Origin of the sequence: Microbacterium sp. MMO-35 (genome assembly GCF_037147555.1) — a bacterium.
In the GTDB taxonomy this organism is placed as follows: domain Bacteria; phylum Actinomycetota; class Actinomycetes; order Actinomycetales; family Microbacteriaceae; genus Microbacterium.
The window spans coordinates 544,210-569,530 of sequence record NZ_JBBCVH010000002.1 but is presented as its reverse complement, the minus strand read 5'-3'; the positions used below and the strand labels follow the sequence as shown (position 1 = coordinate 569,530).

Below are 25,321 nucleotides of genomic sequence, written 5' to 3'. Positions count from 1 at the left end.
GGGATCGAAGCATGAAGGCTCTCTACAAGGACGGCCCGCACGCGGGCCTCGAGCTCGTCGACCGGCCGGACCCCGTGGCCGGACCCGACGAGGTGGTCATCCGCGTGCTGCGCACCGGCATCTGCGGCACGGATCTGCACATCCAGCGCTGGGACGACTGGGCCGCCTCCGCGGTGAAGGCGCCGCTGATCCCGGGCCACGAGTTCTACGGCGAGGTCGTCGAGGTCGGCCCGCTCGTGCACGACATCTCGGTCGGCGATCGGGTCTCCGGAGAGGGGCACATCGTCTGCGGGATGTGCCGCAACTGCCGTGCCGGCCGCCGCCAGATGTGCATCCGCACGATCGGCCTCGGCGTGCAGCGCGACGGGGCCTATGCCGAGTACCTCACGCTGCCGGCGACGAACGTCTGGGTCCACCACGCCGACGTGACGCCCGAACTGGGCGCGATCTTCGACCCGCTCGGCAACGCCGTGCACACCGCGCTCGCCTTCCCCCTGGTCGGCGAGGACGTGCTCGTCACCGGCTGCGGCCCGATCGGTCTCATGGCCATCGCGATCGCCCGCCATGTGGGCGCGCGCTTCATCGCCGCGACGGACGTGAGCGCGCCGCGGCTCGCACTGGCGAGTCGGATGGGCGCCGATGCGGTCGTCGACGTGTCCCGCGAGGACATCGCCGACGCGCAGCGTGCACTGGGCATGCGCGAGGGATTCGACATCGGCTTCGAGATGAGCGGGGCGCCGAGCGCGCTGCCCGCGATGATCGACAACATGAACCACGGCGGACGGATCGCGATGCTCGGCCTGCCGGCCGGCCCGTTCGGCGTGGACTGGGGCAAGATCGTCACGCACATGCTCACGGTGAAGGGGATCTACGGACGCGAGATGTTCGAGACCTGGAACGCGATGGGCGCGATGCTGCAGACCAGTCCCGTGCTGCGCGAGTCCATCACCCGCATCATCGCCGAGGTCCTCCCGGCGCGCGACTGGGAGAAGGGCTTCGCGGCCGCGGCCTCCGCGGGTACGGGCAAGATCATCCTCGACTGGACCGAACTGTAGGAGACGACCATGTACGGAGCATTCCAGCAGCACCTCGCGAGCGAGCTCGCCGGGATCGACGAGGCGGGCCTCACCAAGCACGAGCGCGGGATCCGCGGACCGCAGCGCGCCGAGATCGTCGCCGACGGCGCCGAGGTGCTGAACTTCTGCGCCAACAACTACCTGGGCCTCGCCGACGACGAGCGCCTCGTGGACGCGGCGAAGGGCGCGCTCGACGAGTGGGGCTACGGCCTCGCGAGCGTGCGGTTCATCTGCGGAACGCAGGAGCAGCACCTCGAGCTCGAGCGGCGGCTGTCGGCGTTCCTGGGCACGGACGACGCGATCCTGTTCTCCTCGTGCTTCGACGCGAACGGCGGCGTCTTCGAGACCCTGTTCTCGGCCGAGGACGCGATCATCTCGGACGAGCTCAACCACGCGTCGATCATCGACGGGATCCGCCTGTCCAAGGCCCGTCGCCTGCGCTACCGGAACCGCGACATGGCGGACCTCGAGGAGCAGCTGAAGGCCGCGGCCGATGCCCGCTTCCGGGTGATCGTCACGGACGGCGTGTTCTCGATGGACGGCTACATCGCCCCCCTCGCAGACATCTGCGACCTCGCGGAGCGCTACGACGCCCTGGTCTTCGTGGACGACTCTCACGCCGTCGGCTTCATCGGCGAGCACGGGCGCGGCACGCCCGAGCTGTGCGGAGTCGAAGGCCGCGTGGACATCTACACGGGCACCTTCGGCAAGGCTCTCGGCGGCGCGAGCGGCGGCTACGTCGCGGGGCATCGCGACATCGTCGCCCTGTTGCGCCAGCGGGCCCGGCCGTACCTGTTCTCCAACACGCTCGCCCCGTCGATCGTCGCGGGCACCCTGCGCGCGCTCGACCTCGTGGAGGGATCCGGATCCCTGCGCACGCAGCTGCAGTCCAACGCCGCGCTGTTCCGCCGCCGCATGACGGAGGAGGGCTTCGAGCTGCTTCCGGGGGAGCACCCCATCGTGCCCGTGATGTTCGGCGATGCCGCGCTGACCGCGCGGATCGCCGCCGAGATGCAGAAGCAGGGCGTGTACGTGACCGCGTTCAGCTTCCCGGTGGTGCCGCGCGGCCTCGCGCGCATCCGGGTGCAGCTCTCCGCCGCGCACACCCCGGAGCAGGTCGAGCGCTGCGTCGCGGCGTTCGTGGCCGCGCGCGCCGCCGCCTGACAGATCCCTCGACGCCCCCTCGCAGCACCGGTGCCCCCTCTGGGCGCCGCTCCTGCGAGGGGGCGTCGACGCGCAGCGGGGGCGTCGACGAGAAGGTGTCCGCTCGCGGGTCGAGGATCCGCAGAGAACACTTTGCAAAGAAGTGCTTGCAAAGAGTGTCTTGCAAAGGTATCTTTGCAAGCATGACGGAGAACGAAGCATCCCGAACGGACGAGACGTCCGAGGAGCGCACGCTCGACGCGGGCGCCCTGAAGGCGCTGGCGCACCCGCTGCGCGTGCGGATCCTGGATCTGCTCGCGGAACGCGGCCCGCAGACGGCGAGCTCGCTCGCGACGCTGATCGGGGAGAGCTCGGGCGTCACCAGCTATCACCTGCGGGCGCTCGCCGCCCGCGACCTCATCCACGAGGTCGCCGACCTCGGCACCGCGCGCGAGCGCTGGTGGGAGCGCCCCCGTGGACGCATGTCGTTCTCCGGACCCACCGATGAGATGACGCCGTCCGGGCGCGCGGCGGCGCAGATCGTGGAGGACGAGTTCTTCCGCAACCGTCATCAGCGACTCATGGACCATCTGCACCGGCCGCAGTCGCAGGTGCCGCAGGAGTGGCGCGACGCCGCGCATCACGTGACGACGATGCTCGACATGACCGCGGCGCAACTGCAGGAGCTCGGGGAGCGCATCGATGCGGTCATCGACGAGGCCGTGCAGCTCTACCGCGACCAGTCCGGACCCGACGTGCGCCGCGTCACCATCCGCGCCGACCTGTTCGACCTGCCCGACGCCCGCCCCCGGGCTGCGGCGCAGCACCGCACCACCGAGACCGAGGAGCTGTCATGACCGCCGCAACGCTGCACATCGCCGCCCCGACCTTCGTCGAGCGCGCGGGGCTTCGCATCGCCGATGCGATCACCGCGCGTGTGCGCGAGCGCATGGAGCGCCGCGCCGAGCGTCGTGCGCTCGCTCTGGACCTGCTCCGCGAGCAGCAGGCGCGCAAGGCGGTGGATCCGTTCGTCCTCGAGCACGCGCTGCAGATGCTCGGATCCCGCTCGCGCTGAGAGCGCCGCCGGCCGCCTCGCGCCGGCGTCCGTTCGAGAATCAGTCGTCGAACGGACGGACCACGACCTCGCCGGACGCGGTGCGCGAGACCTCCCAGCCGGTGTCGAGCTCGGCGATCGGCCGGCCCTCCAGCCAGGTGAGCGTCCACGTGCCGCGGAGCAGGTTCAGCGCTCCGGTCTGCAGGCTCAGCGTTCCGCCGGCCACGCTCCGGGCCTCGGCGTCGGCGATCGCCGGACGCAGGGCCGCGGGTACCGAAGCCGGCGGCTCGGATCCGGCGGCCCAGCGCGTCCCGAGCTGCATCACGCCCCCTCGGTCTGCGCCACGGAGTCAGCGGAGTCCAGCTCGATCGCGGTGACGAGGAGCTCCTCGGCCTCCACGAAACCGAGCTCCGCGATGCGCCCCACCGCGCGCAGATCGTCGGCGGCCGCCTCGAGCGCCGCGATCTCCGCGGCCGGAGCGGCAATGGTCGCGGACGACACCGGGGTCTTCTGCGAGGCCTTCGCCTCCGTCTTCGCACGGCGGATGCCGATCAGTGCCTTGCTCGCCGTCGCGAGCACGGCGGGATCGCCGGCGTCGCCCCGCGGCTCCGGCCAGGCCGCGGTGTGCACCGAGCCGTCCTCGAACCAGCTCCAGGCCTCCTCGGTCGCGAACGAGACGATGGGAGCGAGCAGGCGCAGCAGCGTCGACAGCGCGAGGCGCAGGGCGAGGGCCGCCGAGGCCTGACCCACGTTCGTGCGGTCGTAGGCGCGCTCCTTGACCAGCTCGAGGTAGTCGTCGCAGAACGTCCAGAAGAACGCCTCGGTGATCTCCAGCGCGCGGGCCTGATCGTAGTTCTCGAACGCCGTGGTCGCGTCGCGCACCACACCGTCCAGGGTGGCGAGCATGGACGCGTCCAGCGCGTGCGTGATCTCCGCGCCCTCCGGAACGGGGAAGGACAGCACGAACTTCGCCGCGTTGAGGATCTTGATCGCGAGGCGGCGGCCGATCTTCACCTGCGTCGGGTTCTGCGGGTCGAACGCGGCGTCCGCGCCGAGGCGGCTGGAGGCCGACCAGTAGCGGACCGCGTCGGATCCGTGCGCATCGAGGATGTCGGCCGGAGTGACCACGTTGCCCTTGGACTTGGACATCTTCTTGCGGTCGGGGTCGACGATGAAGCCGCTGATCGCGGCGTTGCGCCAGGGGGAGCGGCCGTCCTCGAGCGTCGAGCGCAGCATCGTCGAGAACAGCCAGGTGCGGATGATGTCCTGCCCCTGCGGGCGCAGATCCATCGGCGCCACGAGCTCCCAGAGCTCGGCGTCCCGTTCCCAGCCGCCCGCGAGCTGCGGGGTGAGCGAAGAGGTCGCCCAGGTGTCGAGGATGTCGGCCTCGGCGTCGAAGCCGCCCGGGACGCCGCGCTGCTCGGCGGTGTAGCCGTCCGGCACGTCGGTGGTCGGGTCGATCGGGAGTGCGGCGAGATCGGGCTGGAGCACGCGGTCGTAGTCGCGCTCGCCGTTCTCGTCGAGCGCGTACCAGAGCGGGATCGGCACGCCGAAGAAGCGCTGCCGGGAGACGAGCCAGTCGCCGGTGAGGCCGCCCACCCAGTTCTCGTAGCGCACCCGCATGAACTCCGGGTGCCAGTTCAGCTCTGCGCCGTGCGCGAGCAGCTGGTCGCGGAGCTCGGTGTCGCGGGCGCCGTTGCGGATGTACCACTGGCGGGTCGACACGATCTCGAGCGGGCGGTCGCCCTTCTCGAAGAACTTCACCGCGTGGTTGAACGGCTTGCCGACCGCCGTCATCGCGCCGGTCTCCTGCAGCTTCTCCACGAGCGCCTTGCGGGCGGAGAAGACGGTCTTGCCCGCCATGTTCTCCCCGTACCAGGCGGCGGCGTCGGCGTCGCGCACCGAGCCCGGGGCGTCGGGCAGGAAGCGCCCGTCGAGGCCGATCGTGGTCATGTTCGGCAGGTCGCGGCCGTCCGTGGTGCGCAGCTCGCGCCACCACACGATGTCGGTCACGTCGCCGAAGGTGCAGACCATCGCCGCTCCCGTGCCCTTGTCGGGCTGGGCGAGGTGGTGGCCGTGGATCTCGATGTCCGCGTCGAAGAAGGGGGTCCGGACCTTCGTCCCGATGAGGTGCTTGTGCGGGCCCTCCGGGTGGGTCACGATCGCGACGCACGCGGGCAGCAGCTCGGGGCGGGTCGTCTCGATCGTGATGTGGCTGGATCCGTCCGCGAACGGGAAGTCGATGGTGTGGTACGAGGCCTGCTGATCGCGATCCTCGAGCTCGGCCTGGGCGATCGCGGAGCGGAAGTCCACGTCCCACAGGGTCGGCGCGAGGGACTGGTAGGCCTCGCCGCGCTCGATGTTGCGCAGGAAGGCCAGCTGGCTCTGCCGGATCGAGTCGTCCGAGATCGTGCGATAGGTCTGCGTCCAGTCGACGCTGAGGCCGAGCTGGCGGAACAGCGCCTCGAACTGCTTCTCGTCCTCGACGGTGAGCTTCTCGCAGAGCTCGATGAAGTTGCGACGGCTGATCGGGAGCTGGTCCGCGGCGCGGGACGACTTGTTGTCGCCGCCCTCGAACGGCGGCGTGAAGTCGGCGTCATAGGGGAGCGACGGATCGCAGCGCACGCCGTAGTAGTTCTGCACGCGGCGTTCGGTGGGCAGGCCGTTGTCGTCCCACCCCATCGGGTAGAACACGTTCTTGCCGCGCATGCGCTCGAAGCGCGCCTTGATGTCGGTGTGCGTGTAGCTGAACACATGCCCGATGTGCAGGCTGCCGCTCGCGGTCGGCGGGGGAGTGTCGATCGAGTAGACGCCCTCGCGACCGGTCTGGGCGGCGCGGATCCGGTCGAACAGGAACGTGCCGGACGTGCTCCACCGCTCACCCCACTTCGCTTCGAGGCCTTCCAGCGCGGGCTTGTCCGGAATCGGGTTCGTCGACATGGGTGTCTCCTCGTGCGATGTGTGCGGCACCGTGTGAGCGTGCCTGAGTGTGGGGTGTGCCGACAGTCTACCGGTCGCTCCGCCGCCCTCGATCCTGCCGCGGCCCCGCCCGCCCCTCAGAGGATGGCGAGCAGCTCCGGAGCCGCGCCCGTACGGACCGCCTCGCGCGCCTCGACCGCCGTCGCGGCCGCTCGCGCCGCGTCCGCGAGCCGCTGGCAGTCGAGCTGCGTGTGGTGCGCGAGCGCCACGCGCACCGCGGGCACCTTGCCCGGAGCCATCGACAGGCTGCTGACGCCCAGCCCCACGAGCACGAGCGCGAGGAGCGGGTCGCCCGCCGACTCGCCGCACACGCCGAGCGGCTTGCCCGCGGTCCGGGCGCCGTCGGCCGCCGCCGCGATCATGTCGAGCACCGCGGGCTGCCAGGGGTCGAGGAGATCGGCGAGCTCGCCCTGCATCCGGTCGGCCGCCATGGTGTACTGCGCGAGGTCGTTCGTGCCGAGGCTGCCGAAGTCGACGGCGCCCAGCACGTGCGACGCGCGCAGGGCCGCCGCGGGGACCTCGATCATCACGCCGGCCTGGGGCAGGCCGTTCTCGTAGACGCGCCGCGCGAACCAGGCGGCCTCCTCGACGGTCGCGACCATCGGCGCCATCACGCGCACGTCGGCGCCGGTCTGCTTCGCGGCGGCGGCGAGCGCCTCCAACTGGGCGTCGAGCAGTTCCGGTCGCTCCGCCGACAGGCGCAGGCCCCGCCTTCCCAGCGCCGGGTTCTCCTCGGGGCCGAGGTCGGCGAACCTCAGCGGCTTGTCCGCGCCCGCGTCGAGCGTGCGCACGACGACGCGGCGCTCGCCGAACGGCTCGAACACGCGCCGGTACACCTCGGTCTGCTCGGCGACGGTGGGCGCGGTCTCGGCGGAGAGGAAGACGAACTCGGTGCGGAACAGCCCCACGCCCTCGAGATCCTGCGCGCCGGCGAGGACCGCGTCCTCGACACCGCCGATGTTGGCGAGCAGGGCGATCTCGAGACCGTCCTTGGTCCGGCCGGGCCCGGAGGATCCGGCCAGAGCCGTAGCCCGCCGTTCGCGGCGGGTCTGCTGCTCGGCGACGAGGGCCGGATCCGGGGCGACGACGACCTCACCGGTGTCGCCGTCCACGGCGATGAAGGTGCCCGGGGGGAGCTGCGTCGCTCCGGGCAGCTGCACGACGGCCGGGATGCCCATCTGCGCGGCCAGGATCGCGGTGTGGCTCGTCCGTCCGCCCGCCCGCGTGACGATCCCCGCGACGAGCGCGCGATCGAGGGTGGCGGTCTCCGCCGGCGCCAGGTCCTCGGCGACGACGATGCTCGGCACGGTGAAATCCGGGACGCCGGGGGCCGGCACGCCGAGCACCGCGGCGACGGCCCGGGATCCCACGTCGCGGAGGTCCGCGACCCGTTCGGCGAAGTAGCCGCCGAGGGCCTCGAACTTGACGACGAACTCCTCGACCGCGGCCGAGACCGCGGTCGCAGGGCCGACGCCGGCCCGCACGCCCGCCTGGGCCGCCTTGAGCAGCGACTTGTCGCGCGCCATCATCGCCGTGGCCTTCAGGATCGCCTGCGCGGTGTCCACGACGTGCTCCGCCTTGGCGTCCAGTGCGGCGGCGACGTCGGCGAAGGCCCGGGCGACGTCCGCCGCGGCCTGCTCGGCATCGGCGGGGGCCGGCTCGTCCTGCGGCGGCTGGACCGGCGGTGCGACCTGCACCACCGGACCGTACGCCGTTCCCGGGCTGACGCCGATTCCCTGCCGGACCTCGCCGGCGTGCTGCGTGGTCATCTCACTGCGCATCCAGGTCGGTGGACAGCAGCGCCACGAGACGGTCGAGCACGGCGTCCGCGTCGGCGCCCTCGGCGGTCAGGACGACCTCTTCGCCGTGCTTGGCGCCCAGGGCGATGACGCCCAGGATGCTGGTTGCGTCGACGGCGTCCTCCCCGGGGCGGCCGATCTCGACGTCGAGCCCCGAGTCCGCCGCCGCTTCGACGAAGAGCGAGGCGGGACGGGCGTGGAGGCCGACGGACGAGGCGATGGTGACGGTACGGGTGGCCATGATGTTCTCCTTCGAAGGGGTGGGTGTTCAGACGGCGACGGGTTGGGCGGGAGCGGCTTCGGACTGCTCGACGCGCCTCTTCAGCGACAGGGTCTTCAGCAGGGTGATGATGAGCGCCATCACGACGACGCCGATGACCAGCGCGAGCAGGAAGAGCAGGGGAGCGCCGATCAGGGGGAGGACCCAGATCCCACCGTGCGGCGCGCGGAGGGTGACGCCGAACACCATGCACAGGCCGCCCGTGACCGCCGATCCGATGACCGACGACACGATCACCCGGATGGGGTCCGCGGCCGCGAACGGGATCGCACCCTCGGAGATGAACGACAGCCCGAGCAGCCAGGCCGCCTTGCCGTTCTCGCGCTCCGGCTCGGTGAAGAGCTTCGGACGCACGACGGTGGCGAGGGCCATCGCCAGCGGCGCCACCATGCCGGCCGCCATGACCGCGGCCATGATCTTCAGCTGTGGGGCATCGGTGGCCGCTCCGGCGGCGGCGAGACCGGTGGTCGCGAACGCGTACGCGGTCTTGTTGACCGGACCGCCGAGGTCGAAGCCCATCATCGCGCCGAGCACGATGCCGAGCACGAGCGCCCCTGCGCCGGTCATCCCGTTCAGCCATCCGTTGAGCTGGGTCATGAGCCAGACGATCGGACGGCCGAGGATCGTGATGAACAGCCCGGCGGTGATCAGCGTCGAGAGCAGCGGGATCACGACGACCGGCATGACACCGCGGACGCCCTTGTGCACGGGCCAGCGCGAGATCCAGCGCGCGATGAATCCGGCGAGGAAACCGGTGACGAGGCCGCCGAGGAATCCGGCGTTCATGGTGGCCGCGATCGCGCCGCCGACGATGCCGGGGACGAGTCCGGGGCGGTCCGCGATCGCGAAGGCGATGAACCCCGAGAGGATCGGGACCAGGAAGCCGAACGACGCGGCTCCCATCACGAAAAGCAGCCCGCCCCAGGACATCAGGCTCAGAGGGTCGAAGTGCTGGGCGATGTTCGTCGCGTCGGCCGCCGTGAGGTTGAACTTCACGACCTCGAGCGCCCCGGACTCGCCGACCGCGATCTGCGCGATCACGAACGAGAGCGCGATGAGGATGCCTCCGGCCGCGACGAACGGGATCATGTACGACACGCCGGTCATCAGCCACTGCCGGATCTTCGTTCCGATCCTGGCGTCGGCCTCCACCTTCGTGGTGAGGCCTCCGGCCGCGGGACCGGCGGCGGCCGCCGCAGCGGCCTTGCTCGGGTCGGCCGCCCACTCCTCGGCGAGGGCCGCAGCACGCTCGATGAGCTCGGGGCCGTCGGAGATCGCCTTCTTGACGGGGACGTCGACGGTGGGCTTGCCCGCGAAGCGTCCGGCGTCCTTCACCGCCAGGTCGTGCGCGAACACGACGGCGTCGGCTGCGGCGATCTGGGCGGCGGTGAGCGGTGTGGATCCTGCCGAGCCCTGGGTCTCCACGGTGATCGTGTGCCCCGCGGCCTTGGCAGCCCGTTCCAGGGCTTCGGCGGCCATGTAGGTGTGCGCGATGCCGGTCGGGCACGAGGTCACGCCGACGAGGGTGAGCGAGCGGCCGGAGGCGATCGGGGACGGACCCGGCTCTGCGGCGGGCGCCGGTACGGGGGCGTCGGCGGGCGCGGGGGTCGTGGCCGAGGCAGGCGGGGTCGCGGGCGCCTCGTCGAGCTGCACATGCTCGCCGACGATCGCGACCACCTCGGCGGGGGTCGTCGCCGACAGCAGCGCCTCCCGGAACTCCGAGCGCATCAGCGCCCTGGCGAGCTTCGGCAGCATCTGCATGTGGGCGTCGCCGCCGGCCTCGGGCGCGGCGATGAGGAACACGAGGCGCGCAGGGCCGTCCTTGGCGCCCCAGTCGATCCCGTCCCGGGTGCGGCCGAAGACGAGCGAGGGCTCCGTGATCGCGGCGCTGCGGGCGTGCGGGATGCCGATGCCGCCGGGGAGCCCGGTGGCCATCTTCGACTCGCGCTCGCGGACGTCGGCCAGGAACCGGTCGAGGTCCGTGCAGCGGCCCGTGGCGACGAGCCGCGACGCGAGGGCGGCGGTCGCCTCGTGCCGGTCGGCGCCGGTGAGATCGAGCACGACCTGTTCTTCGTTGATCAGTGCCATGAGGGATTCCTTCCGTGGAGGAGGTCAGTCCGCGAGGGGGAGCTCGCGGTCGGGGGAGGAGGACACCGTGACGCGGACGTCGCGGACATCGGCGGGGGCCGGAACCTGGCTGCCGGGCAGGGCCACGGCGGCGGTGCCCCAGCGGACGCCCTCGGCGAGGGCGTCCTGGGGAGCCCGGCCCGCGCCGAGCGCGAACAGGAATCCCGCGAGCATGCAGTCGCCGGCGGCGACCGTGGACACGACCTCGGCCGCGGCGGCGGTCGCGTGCCACGTTCCGGTCTCGGCGACGAGCAGGGCGCCGTCCCGGCCGAGGCTCACGGCGACCAGGTCGACGCCGCCGCGCTGCAGCGCCTGCGCCGCGTCGAGCACGGCGCCGAGCGTGAGCAGATCGCGGCCGACCAGCTCTCCGAGCTCATCCCGATTCGGCTTGATGAGCGTCGGCTGCGCGTCGACGGCGGCGGCGAGCGGAGACCCGGAGGTGTCGATCGCGACGCGGATGCCCCGCTCATGCGCGCCGCGGACCAGGCGGCCGTAGAAGTCCTCCGGAGCCCCGAGGGGGAGGCTGCCGCCGCCGGACAGCCAGCCGCCGGAGGGAACGTCCGCGAGCGCGTTCTCGATGAGCGCGTCGACCTCGGCCGGATCCAGCAGCGGTCCGGGCTCGTTGAGTTTGGTGGTGGTGCCGTCCGGTTCGAGCACGCTGATGTTCATGCGCACGCTGCCGTGGATCGGCACGGCGACGACGGGCACGGAAGCCGCGCGGCAGAGCGCTTCGAGCAGTCCGCCCTCGAGCCCGCCCGAGGGGAGCACCGCGCGGGTCGCGCCGCCCATCGCGGCGACGGCGCGGGAGACGTTGAGTCCCTTGCCGCCGGGGTCGACCCGGCTGGACGTCGCCCGGAGCACCTCGCCGCGGGTGAGCGCGTCGATCGTGATCGCGCGGTCGATGCTCGGATTGGGGGTGAGGGTGACGATCACGCGAGCACGACCTTCGGTCCTGCGGCGCGCAGCGCCTCGACGGCGTCGGAGTCCGCCCCGGTGTCGGTGAGGATCGCATGGAGCTCGTCGACGCGCGCGAAGCGCTGGAGGTGGACGGCGCCGAGCTTGCTGGAGTCGGCGACGAGGATGCGGGTGCGCGCGGCCTCGAGCATCGCGCGCTTCACGGCCGCCTCGTCCTGATCCGGCGTCGAGAGCCCGTGGTCGGCGTCGAAGCCGTTGGTGCCCAGGAAGGCGACGTCCACGGCGAGCTCGGAGAGCGCGCCGATCGCCCAGGGGCCGACTGCCGCGCCGGTCACGGTGCGCACCCGGCCGCCGATCAGCAGGAGCGTGATGTTGCGCTGACCGGCGAGGGCGCCGGCGATGAGGGTGTTGTTGGTCACGACCGTCAGCTGCGTGTCGGCTGGGATGAGCTCGGCGATGGCGAGGGTGGTGGATCCGGAGTCGAGGAGGATCGTGCCGCCATCGGGCAGCTCCTGCAGTGCGCGCGTCGCGATGCGCAGCTTCTCCTCCGAATGCTGGCCGATGCGGGCGGCGAGGGTGAGCTCGGGGAGGGACGGCTGTGCCGGGAGCGCGCCGCCGTGGACGCGGCGGATGAGACCCTGCTGCTCCAGCACGGCGAGATCCCTCCGGACGGTCTCCGTCGTGACGTCCAGGAACTCGGCGAGGCCGGCGACGTCGACGCGCCCGTCCTGCTGCGCGCGCTCGTGGATGCGCTGCTGCCGCTCCGCTGCGTACATCGGGCTCCCTCGCCGTCTTCCGACCGCCTCGATCGAGGCGTTGAGCCACTTTCCCACACAAAGCGACAGAAAACAACACAAACAAAGAAGAAGACCACAATCCACCGGATCCTGAGGCGCGCGATAGATCCACCCCGTCCACAAACCGCTAGCCTGGAGTCTCCCGATCCCCGCCCACAGCACTCCCGAGGAACACCCATGCCTGCTCCGCTCCGGCGCCGACTTCTGCCGCTCGCCGCTCTCGCCGCGGTCGCCGCCCTCGCCCTCACCGCCTGCTCGGGGTCGTCCGGCTCCGGTTCCGACGCGAACGGCGAGATCGTCTGGGGCGTCGACGGCAGCCTGCTCTCGAGCGGGAAGATGGATCCGCAGACCAGCCAGCTCGACGTGACCGCCATGGTGCAGCGTGCCGTGCTCGACTCGCTCGTCTTCCAGAAGGCGGACGGCACCTTCGTGCCGTGGCTCGCGAAGAAGTGGGAGGTCTCCGCGGACGGAACCGCCTACACGTTCCACCTGCGCGACGATGTCACCTTCACCGACGGCGAGAAGTTCGACGCGGCCGCCGTGAAGGCGAACTTCGATCGGATCGCCGATCCCGCGACCAAATCCGCCCAGGCCGCGAGCATGCTCGGTGGCGACCTGTATCAGGGCACCGAGGTGGTCGACCCCACCACCGTGAAGGTGACGTTCTCGCAGCCCTACGCGCCGTTCCTGCAGGCGGCGAGCACCGCGCAGCTCGGCTTCTACGCGCCGAAGGTGCTCGCCGAGCACTCCGCGGACCTCGCCGCGGGCGGCAAGGGCATCACGGTCGGCACCGGGCCGTTCGAGCTCACCTCCTACACGCCGGATCAGGAGATCGTCTACACCCGCAACACGAAGTACGCGTGGGCACCCGAGGGCGAGAAGGCGCCGTCCTTCAAGACCCTGCGCGTGCAGATCCTTCCCGAGGCCTCGGTCCGCAGCGGCTCCGTGTCGTCGGGCGAGATCGACCTCGCCTCGCAGCTGCCCCCGAACCTGGTCTCCCAGGTCAAGGGCTCCGCGTCCGTGAAGTCGGTGCAGGTGCCCGGGCTTCCGTACTCGCTGTTCCTCAACGAGCGCAACGGCGTGTTCGCCGACCAGAAGGTGCGCGAGGCCTTCACCCGCGCGATCGATGTCGACACCGCGGTGGACAAGATCTTCTTCGGGCAGTTCCCCCGCGCATGGAGCATCCTCGGACCGACCACCCCGGGTTACGACAAGAGCCTCGAGAAGAGCTGGCCCTTCGACAAGGACCTGGCGAATAGCCTGCTCGACGAGGCGGGCTGGACCCAGCGCGGCGCCGACGGCATCCGCACCAAGAACGGCCAGCGGCTGACGGCGAACTGGATCGCCTGGACCCCGGTGTCCGACGACCACGCCGCGCTCGCGAACGCGATCCAGTCCGACCTCAAGTCGGTCGGCTTCGAGGTCACCCGCGAGACGCTCGAGCCGGGCGCGTACAACGAGAAGTACGGCCCGAAGACCTTCGACATCACGGATTGGGACTTCTCCGGCGTCGATCCGGATCTGCTGCGCAGCCACCTGGCGACCGACGGCTTCCAGAACGCCTCCTCGGTGAGCGACCCGAAGCTCGACCAGCTCCTGAAGGACGGCATCGCGACGACCGACGCCGCGGCGCGCGCGAAGGTCTACGCGCAGATCCAGCAGTGGAACGCGAAGGACGACGCGATCGTGCCGCTCTACGTGACCTCGGCCATCACGGCGGTGGGCGACACGGTGACGGGCCTCGGCTTCGACATCTACGGGCGGCCGCTGTTCTTCGGCACCGGCGTGAAGTGAGCGCGGTTCGCGGTATCGTCCGCTCGTGACCGATCGTCCTGCCCGGCCGAGAGCGGCCGTCCCGCCGCGTGCCGGCGCGCTCCTGCGCCGGATCGGCGGGGCGGCGCTGTCGGTCGTGCTCGTCCTCTGGGGGGCGGCGACGCTGTCGTTCCTCGCGTTCCGCGTGCTGCCCGGCGATCCGGTGAGCGTCATGCTCGGCCCTCAAGCCCAGGTGAGCGAGGCGGTCAAGGACCGGACCCGGGCGGAGCTCGGGCTCGATCGCCCGCTCTGGCAGCAGTACCTGTCGATGCTGGGTGATCTGCTGCGCGGGGACCTCGGAACGTCCTATCAGCTGCGCATGCCGGTGAGCGAGGTGATCGGACGGCAGCTCGGCGCGACGCTGCAGCTCACGGCCGCCGCCCTCGCGATCGCCGTGCTTCTCGCGCTCGCCGGAGTGCTGATCGCGCGACGGCCGTTCGCCCGCGGCCTCCTTGCGGCGGGAGAGCTGATCGTCCTGTCCTCGCCCGTGTTCTGGATCGGCCTGCTGCTGCTCACGGTGTTCGCGTTCGGCCTGGGCTGGTTCCCCGTGGCGGGCTCGCGGACCGGGGCGAGCCTCGTGCTGCCCGCGGTCACCCTGGCGCTGCCCGTCGCGGCGTTGCTGGGCCAGGTGCTGCGCGACGGCGTGGAGGCGGCCGAGCGACAGCCCTGGGCGCTGACCGTGCGCGCCCGCGGTGCCGACCACGCGCGGCTCACGCTGCGGCACACCCTCCGGCACGGCTCCCTCGGGGCAGTGACGCTGAGCGCGTACCTCGTGGGCTCGCTGCTGGGCGGTGCGGTGCTCGTGGAGACGGTCTTCGCGCGCCCGGGGCTCGGACGGGTGACGCTGGCGGCGATCACGGGGCGGGATCTGCCGGTGGTCACCGGGATCATCCTCTTCAGCGCCCTCGTGTTCGTCGTCGTGAACACGGTGGTGGAGCTGGTGGCGCCCGTCCTGGACCCCCGGCTGCGCGTCTCTTCCGCCGTCGGCGACGTCTCCGCGCCTTCGGAGGCCGGACGATGATGCTGCTGCGCCGGACCCTGCTCGCGCTCGCCGTGCTCGTGCTGACGACGGTCGTGATCGCCGCCGTCGTGCCCGCACTGCTGGCCCCCGTCGATCCGCTGCAGACCCACGTCCGTGATGCGCTGCTGCCGCCCGGACCCGGGCACCCGTTCGGCACCGACCAGAGCGGGCGCGACGTGTACGCCCGGGTCGTGCACGGCGCAGGACGCTCGCTCGGCATCGGCATCCTCGCGACCGGCCTGGCGCTCCTGGCCGGCCTGATCGTCGGCGCGCTCGCCGGCGTCTCGCCGCGCCCGGTCGATGCGGTGCTCATGCGCACCAACGACGTGCTGATGGCGTTCCCGGAATTCCTGCTGGCACTGGTCGTCGTCGCGATCCTCGGCCCCGGTGCCGCGAACGTCGCGATCGGGGTGACCCTGGCCGCGATCCCGGTGTACGTGCGGCTCGCTCGAGCCCAGACGCAGGTGCTGCGCCGGGCCGAGCACGTGGAGGCGGCTCGGATCCTCGGGGTCGGGCCGTTCACGGCATTCCGCCGGCACGTCGCCCCCGGCGTCCTCGGGGCGCTCAGCGTGCTCGCCACGATCGGTCTCGGATCCAGCATCCTTGCCGCCGCCGGTCTCAGCTTCCTCGGCCTCGGCCCCGCCGAGCCCTCGCCCGAGTGGGGGCTCATGCTCGCGGGCGGGCGCAATGTGCTGGGGCAGGCGTGGTGGATCGCGGTGTTCCCCGGGCTCGCGATCACGCTGACCGTGCTGTCGGCGACGTTCCTCGGCCGCACGCTGCGCGCCCGGGCCGAGGGGAGGCGCGCATGAGCGGCGCGGGTTCCGTGTCCGGCGCCCCGCCCGCACTCCAGGTGCAGGGACTGCGGATCGGCATCGAGGGTCGGACGCTCGTCGACGACGTCTCCTTCGCGGTCGCCCCCGGGGAGTGCGTCGCGCTCGTCGGCGAATCGGGGGCGGGGAAGTCCCTCACCGTACGCGCGCTGCTCGGCCTGCTGCCGGAGCGGGCCGCGGTCTCGGCGACGAGGCTCGAGGTCGGCGGTGTCGACACCACGGCACTGTCCGAACGCGGCTGGCGCGCGCTCCGCGGGGCGCGGATCGCCCTGGTCTCGCAGGATGCCCTGGTCTCCCTGGATCCGCTGCGCCGCATCGGCGCGGAGGTCGCGGAGCCGCTGGAGATCCACGGTTCCCTTCCGCGCGCCGCGCGGGAAGCCCGCGTGCGGAAGCTGCTCGTCGACGTCGCGATGCCGGAGCCAGAGAGGCGCGCCCGGCAGCGCCCGCACGAGCTGTCCGGCGGACTGCGTCAGCGCGCTCTCATCGCCAGCGCGCTCGCGGCCGATCCCACGGTGCTCATCGCGGACGAGCCGACCACCGCCCTCGATGCGACCGTGCAGGCCAGAGTCCTGGCGCTGCTGCGCCGGATCGCGGACGACGGCACCGCGGTCGTCTTCGTCAGCCACGACATGGCCGCCGTGCGCCGGATCGCCGACCGCGTCGTGGTGCTGCGCGACGGGCGCGTGGTCGAGCACGGGCCCGCGGCGGACGTGCTCGCAGCGCCGCACGAGGAGTACACGCGGGAACTGGTGCTCGCCTCGTCGCGAACACCGCGGATCCCGTCCCCTGGCGATGCGCCGGTGCTGGCCGAGGTGGTCGGGATCGGCAAGAGCTTCGATCGCCCGGTGCTGCACGGGGTGTCGTTCGCGCTGCACCGCGGTCGCACCCTCGGCGTGGTGGGGGAGTCGGGATCCGGGAAGACGACCCTGGCCCGCATCCTGCTCGGCGTCGAGCGCGCCGACGCCGGGACCGTCATGTGGGCCGGCGGTGCGCGACCGCGGATCCAGCTGGTGCACCAGAACCCGCTGGGGGCGTTCGATCCGCGCTGGACGATCGGTCGTTCGCTGGGGGAGGCGCTCTCCGCCGGCGGCGTTCCACGTGCGCAACGGGCGGTGCGCACGATCGACCTGCTGCGCGAGGTGGGACTGGATCCCGCGCTCGCGACACGGCGTCCGGCCGCGCTCTCGGGAGGGCAGCGCCAGCGCGCGGCGATCGCGCGCGCCCTCGCGGCGGAGCCCGAGGTGCTCGTGCTCGACGAGCCGGTGTCAGCGCTGGACGCGACCGTGCGGGCGCGGATCCTGGCGCTGCTGGATCGCCTGCAGCGCGAGCGCGGGCTGACGATGCTCCTCGTCTCGCACGATCTCGGCGTGATCGCGTCGGTGGCCGACGACCTGATCGTGATGCAGGACGGCGCGATCGTCGAACAGGGTCCCGCCGCGGGAGTGCTGGAGTCGCCCCGGCATCCGTTCACCCGCGATCTGCTCGCGGCGTCTGCTCCGTAGCGCAGGCGCTGCGCGCGCGGTGCGGTGCGCGCGCGTGCTGTGCTGTGCTTGCGGTGCGCGTGCTGTGCTGTGCGGGCGCGCGTGCTGTGCTCTGCTTGCGCGCGTGCGCGGCACCATGCGGCCGTTCGCCTGCCGCGGAGATGTGCGAGATCTTCGGAGGGATCCGGGGGATTCGTCCGAAGTTGGGGGACATCTCCGAGTCAGACGTACGCCACGCGGCCGCCGAAGGCCCGAGGAGCCGCGTGCGATCGTCCTGCACAGGAGCATCGGCGGGGGAGTTGTCCACCGGAACCGTGGATCGCACTCTCCATCGCTTTCGTCCGGAGAAGAGTGGGCGCATGAGCCCCCGTCGCATCCTGGATCCGATCGACCTCGTCGCCGACCGCGGCGGCGTCGTGCGCGTCGCCGTACTGACGGAGGCGGGCATCGGACGGCGTGCGCTCGAGCGCGCGCTGCGGTCCGGTCGGCTGCTCCGCGTGCGCCGGGGCTGGGTGGCGACGAACGATGCGGATCCGGTGCTGGTGGCGGCGGCGCGCGAGGGAGTGGTGATCACCTGCATCTCACAGGCGTCGCGGCTCGGCCTCTGGGTGCATGAGGCCGACTCGCGGCAGCATGTCGGAGCGGATCCGAAGTCTGCGGGCCGGAAGACGAGACGCGCGCACGTGCACTGGTTCACGCCGATCGTGCCGCGTCCTCCCGACCTGCTCGAGGATCCGATCGAGAACGTGCTGGCCGCCGTGGCCTCCTGCGAGCCGTTCGAGCGGGCCCTCGCGACCTGGGAGTCGGCGTTGAACAAGGGACTCGTGACTCTCGAAGGTCTCGCCGGCTACTCCTGGAAGCCGACGGCGCGCCGCATCCTCGCAGCGGCGACGCCGTTCGCCGACGCCGGCCTGGAGACCTATCTGCGGCCTCGGCTCGCCTGGCTGCGGCTGCCGATCCGGATCCAGAGCTGGATCGCGGGCCATCGCGTGGATGTGCTCATCGGCGACCGTCTCGTCCTGCAGATCGACGGCGCGCATCACGTCGGCGCGCAGCGCAGCGAGGATATCCGGCACGACGCCGAGTTGCGCCTCATGGGCTATCACGTGATCCGCGTGAGCTACGCGCAGATGATGCACGCGTGGCCCGTCGTGCAGGATCTCGTCATGCGCGCCGTCGCACAGGGGCTGCACCGTGCCGCGTGATCCCGGCGTGCCAGGCCGCTCACCCGGCGCCGGACCTCCCCGCGGACGCCCCGGGCCCCGAACATCTCGAGCCCCGGACATCTCGAGCCTCCGGACATCTCGGGCCCCAGACATCTCGAGCCTCCGGACATCTCGAGCCCCCGGACCTCCCGACCGCGCGGACGCCCCGCCCGCGCGGACGCCCCGAGCCCTCGGACCTCCCGCGCTCACAGACGTCTCGCGCGGAGAAGTACGCGTATTTCGGAGGGATTCGGCCGATATCTCCGAGGTTCCTGCATTTCTCCGCGGAGACTGCACGGAAGGGACGGTTCTCCGGCGGTGCTGTGCGGAGGGGGCGGTTTTCCGCGGATGCTGTGCTGAGGGGGTGGTTTTCCGGCGGTGATGCGTGGAGAGGGCGGTTCTCCGGGGTGCTGTGCGGAGGGCGGTTCTCCGCGGGTGCTGCGCGGAGAGGGCGGTTCTCCGGGGGTGCTGCGCGGAGCGGTCGGTTCTGGACGTCGCCGCTGCGTGGGGCGGTCAGTCCTGGACGTCGATGCCCGCGGCTCGGGCGAAGACGGGCGCGAGGAGCTCGACCTGCCGCGCCGTGAGGGTGGCGCCGCGCAGCGCCGTCACGTCGAGGAACGCGAGCGCATCCAGTCCGCGCAGGTCGAGGCCGTCCGCGCGCAGTCCGCGGGTGTCGACCTCGTCCGCGCTGGAGCGCTCGAACCGCACCCGGGTGGCCGTGGCGGCGGGCAGGTCGACCGTCGCGAGGGTGCAGTCCGCGATGAGCGAATCCTGGATCTTGGCGGCGGCGAGGGACAGGTAGTCGACCCTGGCGCGCTCGAGGATCAGCTCCGCCACGTGGGCGCCGGAGAGATCCAGTGTGCCGATCCGCCCGCCGGAGATGCGCAGCCTGCGGATCGTGGCGTCCTTGAGCGAGAGGACCGGCGTGCGGGCATCCACGATCTCGACGTCCAGAAGGGTCGCTCCGGTCAGGTCGACGCCGTCCGCGGCGCCGGACAGCGAGCACTGCTCGAACTGCGCATGTGCGAGATCCGCGGAGAGCGGGATCCGCTGGCCCACGTGGTCGCCGTGACGGCGACCGACGGCATCGTCGAGATCGTCCGGCAGATCGGGCGGCGAGACGCGGGGCGGCTGAGGGCGTTCGGTGCTGCGGGCCATGCCACGACCCTAGGATCCGTCGCCGACAGCGACTCATCGCGTGATGCCCTACCCGGCCGGCCGGGCCGGCTGTCTCGGTGCGGGCGACATCCACGGAGATGGGCGCCAAGTTCGGACGGATCCGTCAGATTCCTCCGAGGAACGCGCACATCTCCGCGCGAAGCGCCCGCGGCGCGGACCGGGGACGGGGGCCCAGGCGCGGCACCGGCCACGGCGGCGTTAGACTGGTCGGCACGAGCATCGATCCGGCCATCACCGGGGAGCTCTCGGAAGAACGTCCCGACCTGCGGTCGCTGAGCCAGTCGAAGCGCCGGAGACGGGGTCAGTAGAACCGAGCGGGGCAGGCCCGTCACAGCCGCAGTGAGAGTGGCGGTTCGGCCCTTCGGCAGGCTCGGAGGACCGGACGGCAATGCAGGGTGGTACCGCGGTCCGCAGGATCGTCCCGGCGCGCAGCTCCCGCCCGCCACCGACACTGCGAGACACGATGACCTACCCGCGCACCTCTCCCACCAGATCCTCCTTCGGTCCGGCCGCCGTCACGCCGAGCCCGCGCTTTCCCGAGATCGAGCGCGAGGTGCTCGCGTTCTGGGAGGCCGACGACACCTTCCGTGCGTCGATCGCGCAGCGCGAGGGCGCCGAGGAGTGGGTCTTCTACGACGGCCCGCCGTTCGCCAACGGCCTGCCGCACTACGGCCACCTGCTCACGGGCTACGCGAAGGACCTGTTCCCGCGCTTCCAGACCATGCTCGGCAAGAAGGTCGACCGTGTGTTCGGGTGGGACACGCACGGCCTTCCCGCCGAGCTCGAGGCGATGAAGCAGCTCGGGATCACCGAGAAGGACGAGATCGAGCAGATGGGGATCGACGTCTTCAACGCGAAGGCGCGCGAGTCCGTGCTCGCCTACACGCACGAGTGGCAGGACTACGTCACCCGCCAGGCGCGCTGGGTCGACTTCGAGCGCGGCTACAAGACGCTCGACCTGAGCTACATGGAGAGCGTGCTCTGGGCCTTCAAGACCCTGCACGACAAGGGCCTCGCCTACGAGGGGTACCGTGTGCTCCCGTACTGCTGGCGCGATGAGACGCCGCTGAGCGCGCACGAGCTGCGCATGGACGACGACGTCTACAAGGAGCGTCAGGATCCCTCGGTCACGGTGAGCTTCCCGCTCTCCGGGGAGAAGGCGGCGGCCCTGGGCCTCGAGGGCGTCCGGGCGCTGGCCTGGACCACGACCCCCTGGACCCTGCCGACCAACCTCGCGCTCGCCGTGGGGCCCGAGATCGTCTACGCCGTGCTGCCGGTCGGGCCGAACGGCGCGTCCGAGGGCGCCCAGGGCGACCGCTTCCTGCTCGCGCGGGACCTGCTCGGCGGCTACGCGAAGGACCTCGGCTACGACAGCGCGGAGGACGCGCTCGCCGCGGTCTCCGCGACGGTTACCGGGGCCGAGCTCGGCGGCGTGACGTACGACCGCCTCTTCGACTACTACGCCGATGCCGAGACCTGGGGCACCGAGAACGCCTGGCAGGTCCTCGTCGACGACTACGTCACGACCAGCGACGGCACGGGCATCGTGCACCAGGCCCCCGCCTATGGTGAGGATGACCAGCGCGTCGCCGGCGCCGCGGGGATCCCCACGATCCTGTCGCTCGACGAGGGCGGGCGCTTCCTGCCGAACGTGACGGACGTCGCGGGCGAGCTCTGGATGGACGCGAACACGCCGCTCGTGCGCCTGCTGCGCGGGAACGGCCGTCTGCTGCGCCTGCAGAGCTACCTGCACTCGTACCCGCACTGCTGGCGCTGCCGGAACCCCCTCATCTACAAGGCGGTCTCCAGCTGGTTCGTGCGCGTCACGGACTTCAAGGACGACATGCTCGCGAACAACGAGCAGATCACCTGGGTGCCGGAGAACGTCAAGCACGGCCAGTTCGGCAAGTGGCTCGAGGGCGCGCGCGACTGGTCGATCAGCCGCAACCGGTACTGGGGATCCCCGATCCCGATCTGGAAGAGCGACGACCCGGAGCACCCGCGCGTCGACGCCTACGGATCCCTCGCCGAGCTGGAGCGCGACTTCGGCCGTCTGCCGCGCAACGCCGAGGGCGAGGTGGATCTGCACCGCCCGTTCATCGACGAGCTCACCCGCCCGAACCCCGACGACCCCACCGGCAAGAGCACGATGCGCCGCATCGAGGACGTCTTCGACGTGTGGTTCGACTCCGGATCCATGCCGTTCGCGCAGGTGCACTATCCCTTCGAGAACCAGGAGTGGTTCGACTCGCACTCGCCGGCCGACTTCATCGTCGAGTACATCGGGCAGACCCGCGGCTGGTTCTACCTCATGCACGTGCTGTCGACCGCGCTCTTCGACCGCCCCGCGTTCACCGGCGTGAGCTGCCACGGCATCGTGCTCGGATCCGACGGCTACAAGATGTCGAAGTCGCTGCGCAACTACCCGGACGTCTCCGAGGTCTTCGACCGCGACGGATCCGACGCGATGCGCTGGTTCCTCATGTCGAGCTCGGTGCTGCGCGGCGGCAACCTGTCCGTGACGGAGGAGGGGATCCGGGCCGGCGTGCGCGAGTTCATCCTGCCGCTGTGGAACTCGTGGTACTTCTTCGCCACCTACGCGAACGCCGCCGCCGGGCCCGACGGCTCCGGCTACGAGGCGCGCTGGCGCACGGACTCGACCGACGTGCTGGACCGGTACATCCTGGCGCGCACGGGCGACCTCGTCCGCGGCGTGCAGGAGGACCTGGAGGGGCTCGACTCGACCACTGCGGCGTCGCGCCTGCGCGACTTCGCCGAGGTGCTCACGAACTGGTACATTCGGCGCTCCCGCGACCGGTTCTGGGTGGGCGTCGATCCGTCCGACCCCGCGACGACCGAGGCCTTCGACACGCTCTACACCGTGCTCGAGACGCTGACCCGCGTCGCGGCCCCGCTCGTGCCGCTCATCGGCGAGCGTGTGTGGCAGGGCCTCACCGGCGGGCGCAGCGTGCACCTGACCGACTGGCCCGATGCCGAGCTGTTCCCGCACGCCGACGACGTGCGCGATGCGATGGACGCCGTGCGCGAGCTGTCCAGCGTCGGCAACGCGCTGCGCAAGAAGGAGAAGCTGCGGGTGCGCCTGCCCCTGGCCCGGTTCACCGTCGTGGCCCCGAACGCGGCGACGCTCGCGCCCTTCGAGGAGATCCTCCGCGACGAGCTCAACGTCAAGGCGGTCGAGCTCGTCGCCCAGGGCGAGGGCACGGCGGCGGAGTACGGCATCAGCCACCGCCTCAGCGTCAACGCCCGCGCAGCCGGACCGCGGCTCGGCAAGGACGTGCAGCGCGTGATCCGCGCCGCGAAGGACGGCTTCTGGACTGAGGAGGACGGGGTGGTGACGGCCGACGGCATCGCCCTGGAGCCGCACGAGTACGAGCTCGCCCTGGAGACCACGGGACGCCCGGAAGGGGAGGCGCTCGCCGTCGTCCCCACCGGCGGGTTCGTGCTGCTCGACACCGCGACCACGCCCGAGCTGGAGGCGGAGGGCCTCGCGCGCGACGTGATCCGCGCCGTGCAGGACACCCGCAAGAACGCCGGCTTCGATGTGAGCGACCGCATCCGCCTGCAGCTGCGCTTCGCCGACGCGGACGACGCCGCGGCAGTCCGCTCGGCGTTCGCCGTGGCCGCGGTGGCCGAGGAGACGCTCGCGGTCGAGGCGGACGTGCTCGACGCGGGGGCCGAGTTCGCCACGGCCGAGTTCGTGGCGGACATCGAGAAGGGCACCTACGCGAACCGCGGCGCCTTCGCCGTCGCCGTGAGCCGGATCGGAGATGCATCATGACCGATGACCGTGAGCGCGCCGACGCCGTGTACTCCGCGCTGCTGGAGCGCGCGGGGGAGCGGTGGGTCCAGCCCCGCAAGGAGCGCACGGCCCGCCTCCTCGAGCTCATGGACGACCCGCAGAAGACGTACCGGGTCGTGCACCTCACCGGCACGAACGGCAAGACCTCGACCGCACGGATGATCGAGAGCCTGCTGCGGGCGCACGGGCTGCGCACCGGCCTGTTCACGAGCCCGCATCTGGAGCGCTTCACCGAGCGGATCATGGTCGACGGCGAGCCGATCGCCGACGCCGCCGTGGCCGACGCCTGGGAGGAGGTGGAGCCCTTCGTCGGGATCGTGGACGCCGAACTCGAGGCTGCGGGCGATGCGCCGCTCACCTTCTTCGAGCTGCTCACCGTGCTGGCCTTCGTGGCCTGCGCCGACGCCCCCATCGACGTCCTCGTGCTCGAGGTCGGGATGGGCGGATCCTGGGACTCCACGAACACGGCGGACGGCGACGTCGCGGTGTTCACCCCGATCGACCTCGACCACGCCGATCGCCTGGGCGACACGATCGCGAAGATCGCGGAGGTGAAGGCCGGGATCATCAAGGACGGCGCCGCCGTGGTCTCCTCGCGGCAGACGCCCGAGGCCGAAGCCGTGCTGCGCCGGGTCGCGGCGGAACGCGGGGCGAGCATCGCGTTCGAAGGCCAGGACTTCGCCCTCGTCGAGCAGCGGCTCGCCGTCGGCGGCCAGCAGATCACCGTACGGGGTCTTGCCGGGCAGTACTCCGAGGAGTACCTGCCGCTGTACGGCGAGCACCAGGGCTTCAATGCCGCGCTCGCGATCGCCGCCGTCGAGTCGCTCATCGGCGGTGCGCAGCACGCGATCGTGGGCGACGTCCTCGCCGAGGGACTTCAGGGCGCGACCTCGCCGGGCCGCCTGCAGCTGCTCGGGATCGCTCCGACCGTGGTCGTGGACGCGGCCCACAACCCGCACGGCGCGCGCGCCCTCGCCGCTGCCCTGAAGGACAGCTTCGACTTCGACGAGTGGGGCCTCGTGCTCGGTGTGCTCGGCGACAAGGACGCGGCCGGCATCGTCGAGACGCTGCTGCCGTCGGTCGAGCACGTGTTCGCGACCGCCCCCGACTCCGATCGCGCGAGCGATCCCGACGCGATCGCGGATCTCGTGGAGCGCGCCGGCGGCCGGGCCACGGTGCACCCGACCCTGGCCGACGCCGCGGACGCGGCACGCGAATGGGCCGCATCCGCCGAGCGCCGCGCGGTGATCATCGCCGGATCCGTCGTGCTCGCGGGCGAGGCGATCTCGCTGGCGGCGGATGAGGACTGGAAGAGCGGATGGCGCGCGTGACCGACGAGACCACCCCCGGATCCGCCGCGGTGAAGCCTCGCCGGGCCCGTCCGCCGCGGGGCCTCGCCCAGAAGCTCGGGTCGATCATCCTCGCCTTCGAAGCGATCGTGGTCGGCCTCGCCGGCCTCACGATCTTCGGCCTGAAGGCGCTGGGGCCCGACATCGAGCCGTGGTGGGGCATCGTCGGAGGCGCCGTCGTGGGTGTCGCCATGCTCGTCGCGGCAGGTCTCATGGGCAGCAGGGCGGGAATCGTGATGGGATGGATCCTGCAGGTCATCGTCCTGCTGTCCGCCATCCTGGTGCCCGCGATCCTGCTGGTCGTGATCGTCTTCGGCGGCATGTGGGCCTATGCGATGATCGTCGGCGGACGCGCGGATCGCGCCGCTCGCGCGGCAGGCTCCGCGACCCGTCCGGCAGACCCCGCCGCGCACAGCTCCACCGACCCCGCTGGAAACGACAGAGAGTGACTGAC

At 71.7% G+C, this 25,321-nt stretch carries 20 protein-coding genes; 12 read left to right on the top strand and 8 right to left on the bottom strand.

What is annotated here, in order from left to right; translation table 11 throughout:
* Nucleotides 1-11 precede the first annotated feature (11 nt).
* The 4 genes from tdh to WFJ01_RS06130 all read left to right on the top strand — a co-directional run bounded on the left by tdh (nucleotide 12) and on the right by WFJ01_RS06130 (nucleotide 3,294).
* Nucleotides 12-1,055 carry an L-threonine 3-dehydrogenase gene (tdh, locus tag WFJ01_RS06145; protein ID WP_336628542.1) on the top strand — a complete coding sequence of 348 codons (1,044 nt, stop codon included), beginning with the start codon at nucleotides 12-14 and terminating at the stop codon, nucleotides 1,053-1,055.
* Between the two features lie 9 nt (nucleotides 1,056-1,064).
* Nucleotides 1,065-2,240: a glycine C-acetyltransferase gene (locus tag WFJ01_RS06140; RefSeq protein ID WP_336628541.1), complete on the top strand. Its 1,176-nt coding sequence runs from the start codon at nucleotides 1,065-1,067 to the stop codon at nucleotides 2,238-2,240.
* Between the two features lie 182 nt (nucleotides 2,241-2,422).
* Entirely contained in the window at nucleotides 2,423-3,076 is a 654-nt protein-coding gene (locus tag WFJ01_RS06135) for a winged helix-turn-helix domain-containing protein (RefSeq protein ID WP_292885983.1), read from the top strand.
* On the top strand, nucleotides 3,073-3,294 hold the full coding sequence (locus tag WFJ01_RS06130; RefSeq protein ID WP_251441751.1) for a hypothetical protein: 222 nt from the start codon (nucleotides 3,073-3,075) through the stop codon (nucleotides 3,292-3,294). The genes WFJ01_RS06135 and WFJ01_RS06130 overlap by 4 nt, the downstream gene beginning before the upstream one ends.
* A 40-nt stretch (nucleotides 3,295-3,334) precedes the next feature.
* On the opposite strand, the gene WFJ01_RS06125 is transcribed toward WFJ01_RS06130, so the two are convergent.
* The 7 genes from WFJ01_RS06125 to WFJ01_RS06095 form a co-directional block, all read right to left on the bottom strand.
* A complete protein-coding gene (locus WFJ01_RS06125) occupies nucleotides 3,335-3,595 on the bottom strand; it encodes a hypothetical protein (RefSeq protein ID WP_251442396.1) in 261 nt (86 codons plus the stop codon).
* Entirely contained in the window at nucleotides 3,595-6,213 is a 2,619-nt protein-coding gene (gene valS, locus WFJ01_RS06120; RefSeq protein WP_336628540.1) for a valine--tRNA ligase, read from the bottom strand. Before valS ends, WFJ01_RS06125 begins: the two co-directional genes overlap by 1 nt.
* Before the next feature lie 116 nt (nucleotides 6,214-6,329).
* Nucleotides 6,330-8,021: a phosphoenolpyruvate--protein phosphotransferase gene (gene ptsP / locus WFJ01_RS06115; protein ID WP_336628539.1), complete on the bottom strand. Its 1,692-nt coding sequence runs from the start codon at nucleotides 8,019-8,021 to the stop codon at nucleotides 6,330-6,332.
* A gap of 1 nt (nucleotide 8,022) precedes the next feature.
* Nucleotides 8,023-8,292, bottom strand: coding sequence for an HPr family phosphocarrier protein (locus tag WFJ01_RS06110; protein WP_251441740.1), 270 nt, complete (start codon nucleotides 8,290-8,292; stop codon nucleotides 8,023-8,025).
* A gap of 27 nt (nucleotides 8,293-8,319) precedes the next feature.
* Nucleotides 8,320-10,419 carry a PTS fructose transporter subunit IIABC gene (locus WFJ01_RS06105; protein ID WP_336628538.1) on the bottom strand — a complete coding sequence of 700 codons (2,100 nt, stop codon included), beginning with the start codon at nucleotides 10,417-10,419 and terminating at the stop codon, nucleotides 8,320-8,322.
* Nucleotides 10,420-10,443: 24 nt separating this feature from the next.
* Nucleotides 10,444-11,391 (bottom strand): 1-phosphofructokinase, encoded by a 948-nt coding sequence (gene pfkB, locus WFJ01_RS06100; RefSeq protein WP_251441736.1) that lies wholly within the window; start codon nucleotides 11,389-11,391, stop codon nucleotides 10,444-10,446.
* Entirely contained in the window at nucleotides 11,388-12,149 is a 762-nt protein-coding gene (locus tag WFJ01_RS06095; RefSeq protein WP_295033073.1) for a DeoR/GlpR family DNA-binding transcription regulator, read from the bottom strand. Before WFJ01_RS06095 ends, pfkB begins: the two co-directional genes overlap by 4 nt.
* 198 nt (nucleotides 12,150-12,347) lie before the next feature.
* Here WFJ01_RS06095 and WFJ01_RS06090 point away from each other — a divergent pair, with 198 nt between their 5' ends.
* The 5 genes from WFJ01_RS06090 (at nucleotide 12,348) to WFJ01_RS06070 (ending at nucleotide 18,519) form a co-directional block, all read left to right on the top strand.
* Complete coding sequence (locus WFJ01_RS06090; RefSeq protein WP_336628537.1) at nucleotides 12,348-13,964, top strand: ABC transporter substrate-binding protein; 1,617 nt, start codon at nucleotides 12,348-12,350, stop codon at nucleotides 13,962-13,964.
* Nucleotides 13,965-13,989: 25 nt separating this feature from the next.
* Nucleotides 13,990-15,003, top strand: coding sequence for an ABC transporter permease (locus tag WFJ01_RS06085; RefSeq protein ID WP_336628536.1), 1,014 nt, complete (start codon nucleotides 13,990-13,992; stop codon nucleotides 15,001-15,003).
* Nucleotides 15,000-15,812 (top strand): ABC transporter permease, encoded by an 813-nt coding sequence (locus WFJ01_RS06080; protein ID WP_336628535.1) that lies wholly within the window; start codon nucleotides 15,000-15,002, stop codon nucleotides 15,810-15,812. The genes WFJ01_RS06085 and WFJ01_RS06080 overlap by 4 nt, the downstream gene beginning before the upstream one ends.
* Nucleotides 15,809-17,335, top strand: coding sequence for an ABC transporter ATP-binding protein (locus tag WFJ01_RS06075; RefSeq protein WP_336628534.1), 1,527 nt, complete (start codon nucleotides 15,809-15,811; stop codon nucleotides 17,333-17,335). Before WFJ01_RS06080 ends, WFJ01_RS06075 begins: the two co-directional genes overlap by 4 nt.
* A gap of 338 nt (nucleotides 17,336-17,673) precedes the next feature.
* Nucleotides 17,674-18,519 (top strand): type IV toxin-antitoxin system AbiEi family antitoxin domain-containing protein, encoded by an 846-nt coding sequence (locus tag WFJ01_RS06070; protein ID WP_336628533.1) that lies wholly within the window; start codon nucleotides 17,674-17,676, stop codon nucleotides 18,517-18,519.
* 513 nt (nucleotides 18,520-19,032) lie between these two features.
* On the opposite strand, the gene WFJ01_RS06065 is transcribed toward WFJ01_RS06070, so the two are convergent.
* The gene (locus WFJ01_RS06065) at nucleotides 19,033-19,677 is read right to left on the bottom strand and encodes a pentapeptide repeat-containing protein (protein WP_336628532.1); all 645 of its coding nucleotides are present in this window, start codon (nucleotides 19,675-19,677) and stop codon (nucleotides 19,033-19,035) included.
* 484 nt (nucleotides 19,678-20,161) lie between these two features.
* Between WFJ01_RS06065 and ileS the strand changes: the two genes are divergently transcribed.
* From ileS to WFJ01_RS06050, 3 genes are read left to right on the top strand one after another with little or no spacing between them, the layout of a single operon-like run.
* On the top strand, nucleotides 20,162-23,497 hold the full coding sequence (gene ileS / locus WFJ01_RS06060; RefSeq protein ID WP_336628531.1) for an isoleucine--tRNA ligase: 3,336 nt from the start codon (nucleotides 20,162-20,164) through the stop codon (nucleotides 23,495-23,497).
* Complete coding sequence (locus tag WFJ01_RS06055; RefSeq protein WP_336628530.1) at nucleotides 23,494-24,849, top strand: bifunctional folylpolyglutamate synthase/dihydrofolate synthase; 1,356 nt, start codon at nucleotides 23,494-23,496, stop codon at nucleotides 24,847-24,849. The genes ileS and WFJ01_RS06055 overlap by 4 nt, the downstream gene beginning before the upstream one ends.
* The gene (locus WFJ01_RS06050; RefSeq protein ID WP_336628529.1) at nucleotides 24,837-25,316 is read left to right on the top strand and encodes a DUF4233 domain-containing protein; all 480 of its coding nucleotides are present in this window, start codon (nucleotides 24,837-24,839) and stop codon (nucleotides 25,314-25,316) included. The genes WFJ01_RS06055 and WFJ01_RS06050 overlap by 13 nt, the downstream gene beginning before the upstream one ends.
* The last annotated feature ends 5 nt before the right edge of the window (nucleotides 25,317-25,321 follow it).